At 59.1% G+C, this 13,907-nt stretch carries 11 protein-coding genes; 5 read left to right on the forward strand and 6 right to left on the reverse strand.

What is annotated here, in order from left to right; translation table 11 throughout:
* Positions 1-24 precede the first annotated feature (24 nt).
* Genes modA through modC form a run of 3 tightly spaced genes read left to right on the forward strand, consistent with a single transcriptional unit; the run spans position 25 to position 2,544 of the window.
* A complete protein-coding gene (modA, locus tag DDA898_RS06525) occupies positions 25-810 on the forward strand; it encodes a molybdate ABC transporter substrate-binding protein (RefSeq protein WP_038900669.1) in 786 nt (261 codons plus the stop codon).
* Positions 797-1,486 carry a molybdate ABC transporter permease subunit gene (gene modB / locus DDA898_RS06530; RefSeq protein ID WP_038910606.1) on the forward strand — a complete coding sequence of 230 codons (690 nt, stop codon included), beginning with the start codon at positions 797-799 and terminating at the stop codon, positions 1,484-1,486. The genes modA and modB overlap by 14 nt, the downstream gene beginning before the upstream one ends.
* Complete coding sequence (gene modC / locus DDA898_RS06535; RefSeq protein WP_038910607.1) at positions 1,486-2,544, forward strand: molybdenum ABC transporter ATP-binding protein ModC; 1,059 nt, start codon at positions 1,486-1,488, stop codon at positions 2,542-2,544. Before modB ends, modC begins: the two co-directional genes overlap by 1 nt.
* A 40-nt stretch (positions 2,545-2,584) precedes the next feature.
* On the opposite strand, the gene DDA898_RS06540 is transcribed toward modC, so the two are convergent.
* Complete coding sequence (locus DDA898_RS06540; protein WP_201765886.1) at positions 2,585-4,456, reverse strand: S53 family peptidase; 1,872 nt, start codon at positions 4,454-4,456, stop codon at positions 2,585-2,587.
* 413 nt (positions 4,457-4,869) lie between these two features.
* Entirely contained in the window at positions 4,870-5,691 is an 822-nt protein-coding gene (locus DDA898_RS06545) for a pyridoxal phosphatase (protein ID WP_038910608.1), read from the reverse strand.
* 197 nt (positions 5,692-5,888) lie between these two features.
* Between DDA898_RS06545 and pgl the strand changes: the two genes are divergently transcribed.
* A complete protein-coding gene (pgl, locus tag DDA898_RS06550; protein WP_038910609.1) occupies positions 5,889-6,884 on the forward strand; it encodes a 6-phosphogluconolactonase in 996 nt (331 codons plus the stop codon).
* Between the two features lie 68 nt (positions 6,885-6,952).
* On the opposite strand, the gene DDA898_RS06555 is transcribed toward pgl, so the two are convergent.
* The 4 genes from DDA898_RS06555 to metG all read right to left on the reverse strand — a co-directional run bounded on the left by DDA898_RS06555 (position 6,953) and on the right by metG (position 12,346).
* Positions 6,953-8,203: an LVIVD repeat-containing protein gene (locus DDA898_RS06555; protein ID WP_038910610.1), complete on the reverse strand. Its 1,251-nt coding sequence runs from the start codon at positions 8,201-8,203 to the stop codon at positions 6,953-6,955.
* A gap of 24 nt (positions 8,204-8,227) precedes the next feature.
* Positions 8,228-9,304, reverse strand: coding sequence for a sugar ABC transporter substrate-binding protein (locus DDA898_RS06560; protein WP_038910611.1), 1,077 nt, complete (start codon positions 9,302-9,304; stop codon positions 8,228-8,230).
* A 250-nt stretch (positions 9,305-9,554) separates the two neighbouring features.
* Complete coding sequence (locus tag DDA898_RS06565; protein ID WP_038910612.1) at positions 9,555-9,986, reverse strand: VirK family protein; 432 nt, start codon at positions 9,984-9,986, stop codon at positions 9,555-9,557.
* Between the two features lie 326 nt (positions 9,987-10,312).
* Positions 10,313-12,346, reverse strand: a complete 2,034-nt coding sequence (gene metG, locus DDA898_RS06570; protein WP_038910613.1) for a methionine--tRNA ligase — start codon at positions 12,344-12,346, stop codon at positions 10,313-10,315.
* A gap of 276 nt (positions 12,347-12,622) precedes the next feature.
* Between metG and apbC the strand changes: the two genes are divergently transcribed.
* Complete coding sequence (gene apbC / locus DDA898_RS06580; protein WP_038910617.1) at positions 12,623-13,732, forward strand: iron-sulfur cluster carrier protein ApbC; 1,110 nt, start codon at positions 12,623-12,625, stop codon at positions 13,730-13,732.
* Positions 13,733-13,907: the final 175 nt, after the last annotated feature.

The following is a 13,907-nucleotide window of genomic DNA, read 5'->3' on the forward strand; positions in this document are numbered from 1 at the left end:
ACAACGAAAACCTCGGGAGACAAAATGAAACAGCAATGGACTTACTGGCTGACCGCCGCCGCGTTAACGCTGGGTATGAGCGCGAATACGGCGCTGGCGCAGGACAAGGTAACCGTGTTTGCCGCTGCCTCGCTGACCAATGCGTTGCAGGATATCGCCGCGCAATACCAAAAAGAAAAACAGGTTTCCATCGTGGCGTCTTACGCCTCGTCGTCGACGCTGGCGCGTCAGATTGAACAAGGGGCGCCTGCCGACCTGTTTATCTCGGCGGATCAGCAGTGGATGGATTATGCCCAGGGTAAGCAACTGACCGAAAACGACACCCGTTACACCCTGCTGGGGAATCAACTGGTGGTGATTGCGCCCAAGTCTGCCGAGACCAAAGGGTTCAAGATCGACGATAAAACCGACTGGAAAGGCCTGCTGAAAGGCGGACGTCTGTCGGTAGGCGACCCGGATCACGTGCCGGCCGGTATCTACGCCAAAGAGGCGCTGCAAAAACTGAATGCCTGGGACACGCTGTCGCCGCTGATGGCTCGCGCCAATGACGTGCGTGCCGCCATGGTGCTGGTAGAACGTGAAGAAGCGCCGCTGGGGATTGTTTACGGGTCGGACGCGGTCGCCAGCACCAAAGTGAAAGTGGTCGGCATTTTCCCGGACAATACCCACAAACCGGTGGAATACCCGATGGCTATCGTCAAAGGGCACAACACCCCGGCGGTTAAAGCCTTCTTTGATTACCTGAAAACGCCTCAGGCGGCGGTAGTGTTTAAACAATACGGATTCACGCCGGTTAATGCTGCTCAGTGATTACGAATGGCAGGCGGTATCGCTGAGCCTTAAGGTATCGCTGGTGGCGGTCAGTTGTAGTTTGCCGGTGGGCATTCTGGCCGCCTGGGTGCTGGCGCGTTGCCGTTTTGTCGGCAAATCGCTGCTGGACAGCGTGATCCACCTGCCGCTGGTGCTGCCGCCGGTGGTGATCGGCTATCTGTTGCTGATCATCATGGGGCGCAAAGGCGTGGTCGGCAGTTGGCTCTATAACTGGTTCGGTTTCAGCTTCAGTTTCAGCTGGCATGGCGCGGCGCTGGCCTCGGCGGTGGTGGCGTTCCCGCTGATGGTGCGCGCTATCCGGCTGGCGCTGGAGGCGGTGGATACCCGGCTGGAGCTGGCGGCGCGCACGCTTGGCGCCGGTCGCTGGCGGGTGTTTTTCACCATCACGCTGCCGCTGACGCTGCCCGGCATCATTGTCGGCACCGTGCTGGCGTTTGCCCGCTCGCTGGGGGAGTTCGGCGCCACCATCACCTTTGTTTCCAACATTCCGGGGGAAACCCGCACCATTCCGAATGCCATGTATACGCTGATTGAAACGCCGGGCGCGGAAATGCAGGCCGCCCGGTTGTGCATCATCGCCATCGCGCTGTCGCTGGTGTCATTGTTGTTGTCGGAATGGCTCACGCGCTGGAGCCGCAAGCGGCTGGGGGGATAATGCTGCAACTGGATTTTACTCAGCAACTGGGCGACCTGACGCTCAACATCGCCACCCAGCTTCCCGCCAGCGGGATTACCGCGGTGTTTGGGGTATCCGGCGCCGGCAAAACCTCGCTGATCAACGCCATCGTGGGCCTGACCCGGCCGGATAAAGGACGGATTCAGCTCAACGACCGGGTGCTGTCCGACCGCGAGCGGGGAGTGTTTCTGCCGCCGGAAAAACGCCGCATCGGCTACGTTTTTCAGGATGCGCGGCTCTTCCCGCACTACCGGGTGTTGGGGAATCTGCGTTACGGCATGGCGGCGCAGATGCAGACGCAGTTCGACGATATCGTGCAGTTGCTCGGCATCGGGCATTTGCTCAAGCGTTATCCGCTCACCTTGTCCGGCGGCGAAAAACAGCGGGTGGCGATTGGCCGCGCGCTGCTGACCGCGCCGGAATTGCTGCTGATGGACGAACCGCTGGCGTCGCTGGATGTGCCGCGCAAGCGCGAACTGCTGCCCTATCTGGAGCGGCTGGCCCGCGAGGTCAACACGCCGATTTTGTATGTCAGCCACAGCCTGGAAGAGGTACTGCGACTGGCGGACAAGGTGCTGGTGCTGGACAAAGGGCAGGTCAAGGCCCAGGGTTCGCTGGAAGAGGTGTGGGCCAGCAACGCGCTGCGGGCCTGGCTGCCGCGAGAAGAACAGAGCAGCATCCTGAAGGTGACGGTGATGGAGCACCATCCCCACTACGCCATGACCGCGCTGTCGCTGGGCGAACAGCCTCTGTGGGTCGGGCGCGTTGACGCGCCGCTTGCCTCGACGTTGCGCATCCGCATCAATGCGGCGGATGTGTCGCTGGTAACGCAGCGCCCGGCGGCGAGCAGCATTCGCAATGTGCTGTCGGCCAGCGTGGTGGAATGCCTTGAGGTAGGCGAGCAGGTTGAAGTCAAACTGGATATCGGCGGGCAGATCCTGTGGGCGCGTATCACTCCCTGGGCGCGGGACGAACTGGCGCTGACTTCCGGGCAGCGTCTGTATGCTCAGGTTAAGAGCGTTTCGATTACGGCTTAGGTTTCGTCGTGCAGATGTGTGGTTTGATTGTGGCGTAGCATCAGGGGTTGCCGGGTGTTTGTGGCATACCGGCTCGGGCGACGGAAGGTACGCCTGCAAATACGGCAACCACCGGTGTGCCGGTTCCCGTCATGTAATTATAAACCCCGTGTAACGGGGCATAATGAGTGACCACACCGTTATATCCAGGAATATCATGATGAAAAGCCTGGGGATCGGTTGCTGCGAGACGGTAAATGTAGTGGTTGATATTACCCTGTCGACCTTGCAATTCCACCCGTAGCGCCACTGCGCTGGCGAACTCGGGCGCGGCGAGGCTGGTGCCGTGCAAAACCCCCAGATTGCCGATGCTGTAGACGTATATAGCGCTACGGTCGGTATTGCCATGCCCATTGAGTGAGTCGTTTCCGCCGTTACATGGCTTTATCGCCGCAGGTGGACACCCGCCGGCATGCATGCCGATATCCGGTACGGCGCGCATCGCCTGCGTGCCGCCGCCCAGCAACGCGCGTTGGTAATCCGGTCGTGGATAAAGGGTGCTAAGCCCGCCGCCGGCGCCAAAATACCCTCCCGACAGCGTTGCGCCATTGCCAAAATAATCGGCGCGTCTGATGGGGTCCGCATAGCTGTTTTCTTGCAGGTACGTTTCATCCCGCGGGCCGGCGGCGTGAGTGGTTGTCAGGTTGGTTCCGCCAACCCCGGTGACCCAGGGGCTGATGGCTGGCCATTCTACGCTGGGGATAAACCTGCCTTTGCGGCCTTGGGTGGCGTTGTTTTTATCCGGGCAGGCCCGGCCGGCGTTATCGCCGGATGCGGCGACGAAGGTGATTCCCTGAGCGTTACCCTGACGGAAGACGGCATCGTATTGCTGAAGTATTTTCATGTACCGGTCACTACCGTTGTTGTAGGACGGGACATAAAACAATTCGCAGTCGCCAAAAGAGGAACTGACGATATCAGCCAGGTTATCCCTGACAATTTGCTGATAACTTGCCAGAATCGTGTCGTCATCCATATTGGGCATCACATACAGGATCAATCGAGCGCCGGGTGCGCCACCCAGCGCCATTTCTACATCTGCCGCCGCTTCGAACGCTGATTTGTCTTTTATTTCTTCCCGGCTAACGCCTGGTTGCGCGCCGTATACAAACCGGCGCGTATACACTCGGGGATTGTGCGCTGTTCCCGCATGAGCGGAAAAATTCTGCAGTGAAAAGTAGGCATCAATATCGGTATCCAGGACATCGCTGGCAGCCAGTATGGCGATCGTCGTACCGCTGCCATCCAGTCTGCGTGTCGTACCATTTCGGCTAATCATGGTCTGATAAGACGGATAGCCGTAGGCCTGCTTTAGGTCGTTATACCAATAGATATGTTGCGCGGAATGCGCCTTTGAAGACGAAGGATCGATGACGATATTCAGGCGCTTCGGCCAGCGGTCGGGGTTCAAGCCGATGATAATGGCACCCACCTGACGTAATTCGTCTGGCAGCGACGGTTCCCAGTTCTCCGGCATGCTGAGCCTTTTCACGCCTGCGCGGGATATGTGTATGGGTACACCGAAAACTCTGGCCGCATCAGCGACTCTGGCTATGATGTGCAGGTCGTTTCCCTGTTGATTAACCTGCATGTTCTGGCGCTTTAGCATTTCGGTCACGCGTGCTACGGCCTGAACTGACGGGCCGAAGCGACGGTCGAATTCATTCGGACTCAGCCAGTGGTGGTAAAGCGGCGATTGCGGGTCATGCTGTTGTTTAAGCAGGGCGTCAAGTTGATCGTTATTCTGCGGTGGCAGCAAGACATCAAATGACAGGGTGTCCGTAACGGAGGAAGGCCACTGTGGTTGTTGAGCATGGGTGGAATGAAGCATTGCTGCAATCAGCAGGGCTGCGAACACGGTCTGTTTTACCACGTCCTCTCCTTGTCATCGTAATGCTGAGCACGTAACCAAAACGACGGCGTTGACGTGAGCTCATGGACGTGATCCTGCGCCGCACCGGATTAGCGGAGGGTGTGCAGATACAATTTAATGAAATAATAAAATACCGAAATTAATTTTTAATGACATTCATCGGGGCGAGGAAACATAAGATGGGTTATCGATTAACTGATTATTTTTTATAGAATTAATGTAGTTAGGCTCTGTCGGCCATGGAAATAACAGACGATTCCGAAGGCTTTGCCTGACAGACTAAAATCATAGCGGCGAGTTGTTATGACAGAAAGCTACCACACAGTAACAAGCTATCACACAACAGCAAGCCGGATGTTCCTGGCTCGCTGTTGTGGATAGATACGACCCGCATCGACGGGATGTAGGGTGGTTCAGGCCAGCACCCGGCTGCGAATCACCTCGGCGATGCCGGGTTGCTCGTTATGACCAATCACCAAATCGGCGTGCGCTTTCACGTCGTCGGCGCTGTTGCCCATCGCCACGCCCAGCCCGACGGTTGACAACATGCTGATGTCATTGAAATTGTCGCCGAACGCCACCACCTCGTTCATGCTGTACCCTTGCGATTCTACCCAACGTTGCAGCAGGCGGCCCTTGCTGTTGCCGGTCTGGGCGATATCCACCTGATCCATCCACGACCATTCGCAGGCCAGACCCAGTTCCTGTTCAACCAGTTGGGCGAAGTCGTTCAGCGCGGCGGTATCGGTGTGATGGGTGGCGAATTTCCAGATCGAACGGGCGTGCTCGGTGGCGGCCAGCAGGTCGTCCACCTGGCGAAATACCGGGCGCTGCGATTCGGGCAGATTTTCCGCCCAGACCTGAGTGCGGGTAATGTGGCCGGTAATGTGCTGGTAGAACATGGCGTCGTCCGCGTACATCAGGCCGTGGATGGCAAACTGCTGCAACCGTTGCAACACGCTTTTGGCTTGCGCCGGTGTGAGCGGGTTGGCTTCGGTGGTTTGCCCGGTCTGGTAGTCGTACAGATAGGTGCCGTTGCAGCAGATCGCCGGAGTGTCCAGCGCCAGCGCCTGATAGAACGGATGGATCGCCGAATGGTGGCGACCGGTCACGATGATGACCTTGATGCCCGCCTGTCTGGCCTGCGCCAGCGCTTGTAACGATTCCGGCAGAATGGTTTTCTTTTGCGTTAACAGCGTGCCGTCCAGATCGAGGGCAATGATGCGATAGGTCATGGTATTCTCATCGGGTTATCGGGTTCACTTCTTCCCGATGGTACACTGTCAGCCGCCCGGATCAACAGGCCCTTTTTCCGTGCCGGCTCTCATGCGAAAGTCGCCAATGTGAGCGTCGGCACCGATAAACGAGAGCATAGCCTGAGCGTAACGAGGCGCGCGCCTGCCGCCTCATTAAGGCCAACAAGGAGAATCGAATGCAGCAAGTGGTTTATATCGCCAGCCCGGAAAGCCAGCAGATCCATGTCTGGCAACTCTCTTCCAGCGGGGAACTGAGTCTGTTACAGGTGGTGGACGTGCCGGGGCAGGTACAGCCGATGGTCATCGCGCCGGATCAGCGCCACCTGTATGTCGGCGTACGCCCTGAGTTCCGCGTGATCAGCTATGGTATTGACGCTCAGGGGAAACTGAACGAAGCCGGCGTAGCGCCGCTGCCGGGCAGCCCGACGCACCTGTCTACCGATCAGACCGGGCGTTTCCTGTTTAGCGCGTCTTACAGCAACGCCTGCGTCAGCGTCAGCCCGATTGGCGATGACGGCGTGGCGCAGGCGCCGATCCAGCAACTGGACGGGCTGGAAGGCTGCCACTCCACCAATATCGACCCGGCTAACCGCGTACTGTGGGCGCCATGCCTGAAAGAAGACCGTATCCGGCTGTACGATGTCGGCAGCGATGGCCGCCTGGCCGCTCATCAGCCTGCCGAGCAGCGTGCGGCTGCCGGCGCCGGTCCGCGTCACATGGCGTACCATCCGAATCACCGTTTTGCTTACTGCATCAACGAACTGAACAGTTCGGTGGATGTGTTCGAACTGGACGCTCAGGGCGAAGGCCGTCGAATCCAGACGCTGAATGCCATGCCGGCCGATTTCACCGGCACCTGCTGGGCGGCGGATATCCACATCACGCCGGATGGCCGCCACCTGTACACCACCGACCGTACCGCCAGCCTGCTGAGTATTTTCCAGGTGTCGGCGCAGGACGGCACGCTGACGCTGGCTGGTCACCAGCCGACGGAAACCCAGCCGCGCGGCTTCAATATCGACCACCGCGGCCAGTTCCTGATCGCCGCCGGTCAGAAATCCCATCATATCGAGGTCTATCGTATCCAGCCGGATAACGGCGGCCTGACGCCGCTGGCTCGCTATCCGGTCGGTCAGGGACCGATGTGGGTGTCGGTGCTGGCGCTGGATTGATAACGGAGACAGGCAGATAACCGAGAAGTCACGCGCTGCGCTACCGCAGCGCGTATTCTCCCGGCGGGTTAGCCGCGGTACTCGATAATTGACAACCCGGCGTTGTAGTCGGTGCTGTAGATAATCCCTTGCGCATCGACAAACACGTCGCAGGACTGGATCACCTGAGGGCGGCCGGGGCGTTTATCGATCATGCGATCGGGCGCGGCGGGCACCAGCGCGCCGGTTTCTTTCGGCCGATATGGGTTGCTGATGTCGTAAGCGCGCACGCCGGCATTTTGGTAAGTGGCGAAAATCAACGTCGAGCTGATGAAGCTGCCCGGTCGGTTTTCATGCAAATTGTGCGGGCCGAAGTGCGCCCCTTTCTTCACATAATCGGTTTCGTTGGGCTGCGGGAAGGTGGCGATGCTTACCGGGTTGGACGGCTCGCGGATATCGAACACCCAAATCAGTTTTTCGCCGTCTTCCTGATTATCCAGCACCGCTTCATCCAGCACGATCAGCAGGTCACGGTCCGGCAACGGCAACGCGGTATGGGTGCCGCCGCCGAACGGCGGGCTCCAGTTGCGATGGCTGATGAGCCGAGGCTGGGTGCGATCGCTGACGTCCAGTAACGTCAGGCCGCCGTCGCGCCAGCTGCCGTAGGCGGTATCGCCGCTGACGATGGCGTGATGCAGCGCATAGCGTTTGCCTTCCGGCCAGTTCGGCGTTTCACCGCCGGCGGTGTGCATGCCCGGCAGCCAGTAACGCCCGGCGACTTGCGGTTTGCGCGGGTCGGCCAGGTCGATGGTCAGGAAAATGTAGTCGCTGTAGCCATCCAGCAGCGCGGAGACGTACGCCCAGCGGCCGCCCACGTACCAGATACGGTGGATGCCGATGCCGTCGAGCGGTAAAAAGCTGATTTCCCGCGGCTGGTCCGGGGTGGAAATATCGAAGATCCGTAGTCCGGCGCTCCAGCCTTTATCCTGCTGGCCGGTGCTGACCGTCTCCGCCACCGAACGGGTGTAGTAGACCTTTTCTTCTGCGAAGCGGGCGTCGGCGAACAGATCGCGCGCGTTGACCACCAGCAGCAGGTCATCGTGGGTTTGCAGATGGATATTCCAGGTGCCCGGCGGCGCGGCGATGAAACCGGCCGGTTTAGGTTTTTTTGGGTCTCGCACGTCAACGATGGAAACGCCCTGGGACACCATGTGTCCGATATAGGCGTAACCACGGTGAACCATGACCTGTACGCCATCAGGACGCCCGCCCTGATCGCTGTGTCCAATCAGCCGCATGTTGCGGCTGTATTCCGGCATGGGCAGGGGCGTTGATGCCATATAAGCCTCCGTTATGACAGACCTTTATTTGCTTTTGGCTTCCAGTGTAGCAAACCACGGCGCAGTAAAGTCACTGGTCTGGCCCCAGCCCGGGATGATTTTCGCCAGTCCCGCCACGTTGACCGGACCCGGTTGGCTCACCAGCAGCGCCTGCGGAATACTGGCGGCGCGGAACTCGTAGGTTGCCGGCGTCGGCTCGCCGGCGATCTTGTTGGCAACCAGACGCAGGTTGACCTTGCCAATCAGTTTCGGGTCCACCGCCACGCTGACTTTCCACGGGCTACTGGCTTCGCGCATCAGTTGCAGGTCCTGATTGGAGATGTCGATGCTGTAGAGTTTGATTTCGGTGCGGCCGTTTTCTTTCAGCGCTTTGTACGCGCCCTGACTGAAGGCGTCCCAGGCACCCCAGATAGCGTCAATCTTGCCTTTCGGGTATTTCGCCAGAATCGCGCCCACTTTATTGGCGGTATCGCCCTGCACATCGGAAGACACCGCGCCGATGGATTCCAGTTCTTTAATGCCCGGATTGTCTTTCAGGATCTGTTGGTAAGCCGCCTGACGGCGCTCCATCGGCGGGAAACCGGCCACCCACAGTTTGATGATGTTGGCTTTGCCGTTGAAATCCTTCACCAACTGGCCCAGCGATTCCTTGGTCAGCGAGGCATCGTCCTGCTGGGTGACGGTGACGCCCGGAATAGTGCGATCCACCGCGGTGTCAAACACCGCCACCTTGATGCCGCTGTCGACAATGCGCTGAATCAGTTCGGTGGAATAGGGCGCGCGGCCCTGCGACAGAATGATGCCGTCATATTTCTGGCTGATGGCCTGATTGACGAAGTCCTGAAATTTGGCGTCGTCGCCGTTGCTCAGGAAGGTGCTGACCTTGAATCCCAGCTTCTTGCCTTCTTCCAACACGCCGGAAACGAACTGGGTGGTGTTGTCGTCCGAACCGAGATTGCGGATCACGGCGATGCGCACCGGTCCCTGATGGTTGGCGATGGCTGCCGGAACCGGCGCAGCGGTGGCCGGCGTCTCCGCAGCCAGCGTGGAGAACGACGCCGTCAGGCTTAGGGCCAGCAGTGCGACAGGGAATTTCTTCATGATCAATCCTCGGTGTTGTGAAATCAGGTTTGCCAGCTTTATGGATATCTTTATGTCTGGATGTCTATTTTAGTGATGAGGAATCATAACGGGTAACATTGCGGCGTGCAAAGGGGGCGGGTTATGTCTTTTGGGTTTAGCTTATAACTTTTCGTTCAATGAGATACGGCGAGCAAACTGGCGGGAAGCTGGGGAGACGCTGGGGAAAAGAAACGCGTCCGACCAGCCGGCCGGACGCATCTGGTTGGGCTTATTGCCTGAAGAAGCGGATATCCTGGTCCAGTTTGCACAGGTAGCTCAGCGTGTTGCCACGCTGTTGCAGGCTGGGCAGGTTAAACATAAAGGTGGTGAATCGCACCGTGTTGTCCGGCAGAACCTGATAACGCATGAACTGCTGAATCGGCGTGTTGTCGTTGGCGACGGTGAAGTGCTCGTCGCTGAACGACAGCGTACCGGTGTCAATCAGACGATACGCGTTGATGTGCAGGCCGCCGCGGGTTTTGCTGGCCGGGGTACCTTCCTGCGGCGTACAGGCGGACAAATCGATGGTGACATTGACACTTTGGCCCTTATTCAGTGCGGTGATTACGTCATCGGCGCTTTTCAGCGACTTGGACGCCACGGCCGGCGTCGCGGTGACAAGCAGGGCTGCGCTCAGCAGCACAGGGGTAATACGGGACATTCGATATTCCTCCATGATCGATGATGGGTCGGGCGTCGTGACTATCACGTACGGCACGAAGCACACATGGCGCGAAGGTGCAGGCCAACACGCATGCAGCTGAGTGCGTGGCGTGATAATCACGACCAGGCACTGTTTATCACGGCTGTGGCGAAAGCGCTATGCTGTTTGTCCGAATAACGGCATGGTCGGAGGTGTAAACGGAGTGAGATATGCGGCAGAGCGACGTGGGGCGACGGGGGCGTCAGGCGAAGAGGGTGTCAGACGAAGAGGGTGTCAGACGAAGAGGGTGTCAGGCCGGATGAGCCGGCCTGACGCGAATGGACTTACTTGATTTGCATCCCTGGTTGGGCGCCGCTGTCGGGACTCAGCAGGAAAATGTCTTTCCCGCCGGGACCAGCGGCCATCACCATGCCTTCGGACACGCCAAAGCGCATTTTACGCGGCGCCAGATTGGCGACCATCACCGTCAGACGACCTTCCAGCGCGGACGGATCCGGGTAGGCGGCGCGGATGCCGGAGAACACCTGGCGTGTCTGGCCGCCCAGATCCAGCGTCAGACGCAACAGCTTGTCCGAACCGTCCACCAGTTCGGCCTTCTGGATCAACGCGACGCGCATGTCCACTTTATCGAAATCGGCGAAGTCGATGGTGTCCTGAATCGGGTCGTCGGCCAGCGGACCGGATACCGGTTTGGCGGCTGCCGCCGCGGCTTCCTCTTTGGAGGCCTCGACCATGCCCTGTACCTGCGCGATGTCGATGCGGTTGAACAGCGCCTTGAACGCGCCGACCCGATGGTTTGTCAGCGGCTGCGTCAGGTTATCCCAGCGCAGTTCGGTTTGCAGGAAGGCTTCAGCGCGTTCAGTCAGCGACGGCAGTACCGGTTTCAGGTAGGTCATCAGCACGCGGAACAGGTTGATGCCCATCGAGCAAATCGCCTGCAGGTCGGCGTCGCGGCCTTCCTGTTTGGCGACGACCCACGGTGCCTGTTCGTCGACATAGCGGTTAGCGATATCCGCCAGCGCCATAATTTCGCGGATGGCCTTACCGGATTCACGGCTGCCGTAAGCGTCGGCGATGGTCTGCGCCGCGTCGATAAAGGTCTGATACAGCGCCAGATCCGCCAGTTGGCCGGCCAGCTGGCCGTCAAAACGCTTGTTGATGAAGCCGGCGTTGCGCGAAGCCAGGTTGACCACTTTGTTGACGATGTCGGCGTTCACGCGCTGCACGAAGTCTTCCAGATTGAGGTCAATGTCATCAATGCGCGACGAGAGCTTGGCGGCGTAGTAGTAACGCAGGCAGTCGGCGTCCAGATGCTTCAGATAGGTGTCGGCCTTGATGAAGGTACCGCGCGATTTGGACATCTTGGCGCCGTTAACGGTCACATAGCCGTGCACGAACAGGTTGGTCGGCTTGCGGAAACCGCTGCCTTCCAGCATCGCCGGCCAGAACAGGCTGTGGAAGTAGACGATATCCTTGCCGATGAAATGGTACAGCTCGGCGCTGGAGTCTTTACGCCAGAATTCGTCGAAATTGAGGTCGTTGCGTTTGTCGCACAAGTTTTTGAACGACCCCATGTAGCCGATCGGCGCGTCCAGCCAGACGTAGAAATATTTGCCCGGCGCGTCCGGCACTTCGAAGCCGAAATAGGGCGCGTCGCGGGTGATATCCCACTGTTGCAGCCCGGCGTCGAACCACTCCTGCATCTTGTTGGCGACCTGCTCCTGCAACGCGCCGGAACGGGTCCAGCTTTGCAGCATGTCGCTGAACGCCGGCAGGTCGAAGAAGAAGTGCTCGGATTCGCGCATCACCGGCGTGGCGCCGGACACCGCGGATTTCGGCTCGATCAATTCGGTCGGGCTGTAGGTGGCGCCGCATACTTCGCAGTTGTCGCCATACTGGTCCGGCGCCTTGCATTTCGGGCAGGTGCCTTTCACAAAGCGATCCGGCAGGAACATGCTTTTTTCCGGGTCGAACAACTGGGAAATGGTGCGGTTCTTGATAAAACCGTTTTCCTTCAGCCGACGATAAATCAACCCGGACAACTCGCGGTTCTCCTCGCTGTGCGTGGAGTGATAGTTGTCGTAGCTGATGTTGAACCCGGCGAAATCCTGCTGGTGTTCCTGACTCACCGTCGCAATCATCTGCTCCGGCGCCACGCCCATCTGCTGCGCTTTGAGCATGATCGGCGTGCCGTGGGCGTCGTCCGCGCAAATAAAGTGGACCTGATTGCCGCGCATTCGCTGGTAACGGACCCAGATATCCGCCTGAATGTGTTCGAGCATGTGGCCAAGGTGGATCGGACCGTTAGCATAAGGCAGCGCGCACGTTACCAAAATTTTGTTTGCGACTTGAGTCATAGTGGGGAACTTGCTTGTTGGTTGGTGAATGAATTAAGAAGGAGCCCTGATGTTACCCCATCGCGCCTTGATGCGTAAACCTTGGGGCGAAGCGGGCTCCAACAAAACCCGCGCTTCCGGCGTTAATGGCGGGAAGGCAAAGTTTGAGTGGCGTCGGACGGGAGGCGGTTCCGCCGTTTTTTCAGTACCGGGACATTGGCGATACACCCACGCGCGGGCGTTCTGCTATGCTAGGGCCGCGATTATAACGACCTTAATTCAACTCAAGGAGCCGGGATGAACGATAAACTCCCTGCGCAAAACCCCGAGATGTTGCGCGCCATGGTGAACGGCGTGCTGTCCTCCTTTACGCACCCGACGCTGAAAAATAACCTGACCACGCTTAATGCGCTGCACCATTGCGCGTTGCTGGACGATGTGTTGCATATTGAACTGACCATGCCGTTTGTCTGGCTGAGCGGCCTGACGGATCTGAAAGACAGCGTCAGCGAGGAATTGCTGCGCCTGTGCGGCGCTCGCGAAGTGGAATGGCGGTTGACCCATAACGTCGCCACGCTGCGCCGCGTCAATAATCAGGCCGGCGTCAAGGGCGTGAAGAACATTATCGCCGTCAGTTCCGGCAAGGGCGGCGTCGGGAAGTCCAGCACCGCGGTGAACATGGCGCTGGCGCTGGCGGCCGAAGGGGCCAGCGTCGGTATTCTGGACGCGGATATCTACGGGCCGTCCATCCCCACCATGTTGGGCGCGGCCAACGAGCGGCCGACCTCGCCGGACGGGCAGCACATGGCGCCGATCATGGCGCACGGTCTTGCCACCAATTCTATCGGCTATCTGGTTACCGACGATAACGCCATGGTGTGGCGCGGGCCGATGGCCAGCAAAGCGCTGCTGCAACTGTTGCAGGACACGCTGTGGCCGGATCTGGATTATCTGGTGCTGGACATGCCGCCGGGCACCGGCGACATCCAGCTCACGCTGGCGCAGAACGTGCCGGTCACCGGCGCGGTGGTGGTGACCACCCCGCAGGATATCGCGCTGGTGGATGCGATGAAGGGCATCGTAATGTTCGAGAAGGTGAAGGTGCCGGTGCTGGGCATCGTGGAGAACATGAGCGTGCACATTTGCAGTAACTGCGGGCATCTGGAGCCGATTTTCGGCACCGGCGGCGCGCAGAAACTGGCGGAAAAATACCACTGCGCCTTGCTGGGCCAGTTGCCGCTGCACATTTCGCTACGTGAAGACCTGGATCGCGGCGAACCGACCGTGATTAGCCAGCCGGACAGCGAATTCACCCAGCTATACCGCGAACTGGCGGGGCAGGTGGCGGCCCAGCTGTACTGGCAGGGCGAGGTGATCCCGACGGAGATCGCGTTCCGCGCGGTGTGATATCCTCTGGCGGATACCGTGATTCGGCGCGGTATCCGTTGTCTTCGGCATCTGGCGGCATGTGGCGGTCAGATGCGGTGTGCACTCGTAATCAGCCCGCGTAATACTGGCGCGAATCGTGCTAACTCCCTATAATTGCCGCGTCCAGACACCCCAGGCTGTGTCCCGCAATGAA

It is taken from the genome of Dickeya dadantii NCPPB 898 (assembly GCF_000406145.1).
GTDB lineage: Bacteria > Pseudomonadota > Gammaproteobacteria > Enterobacterales > Enterobacteriaceae > Dickeya > Dickeya dadantii.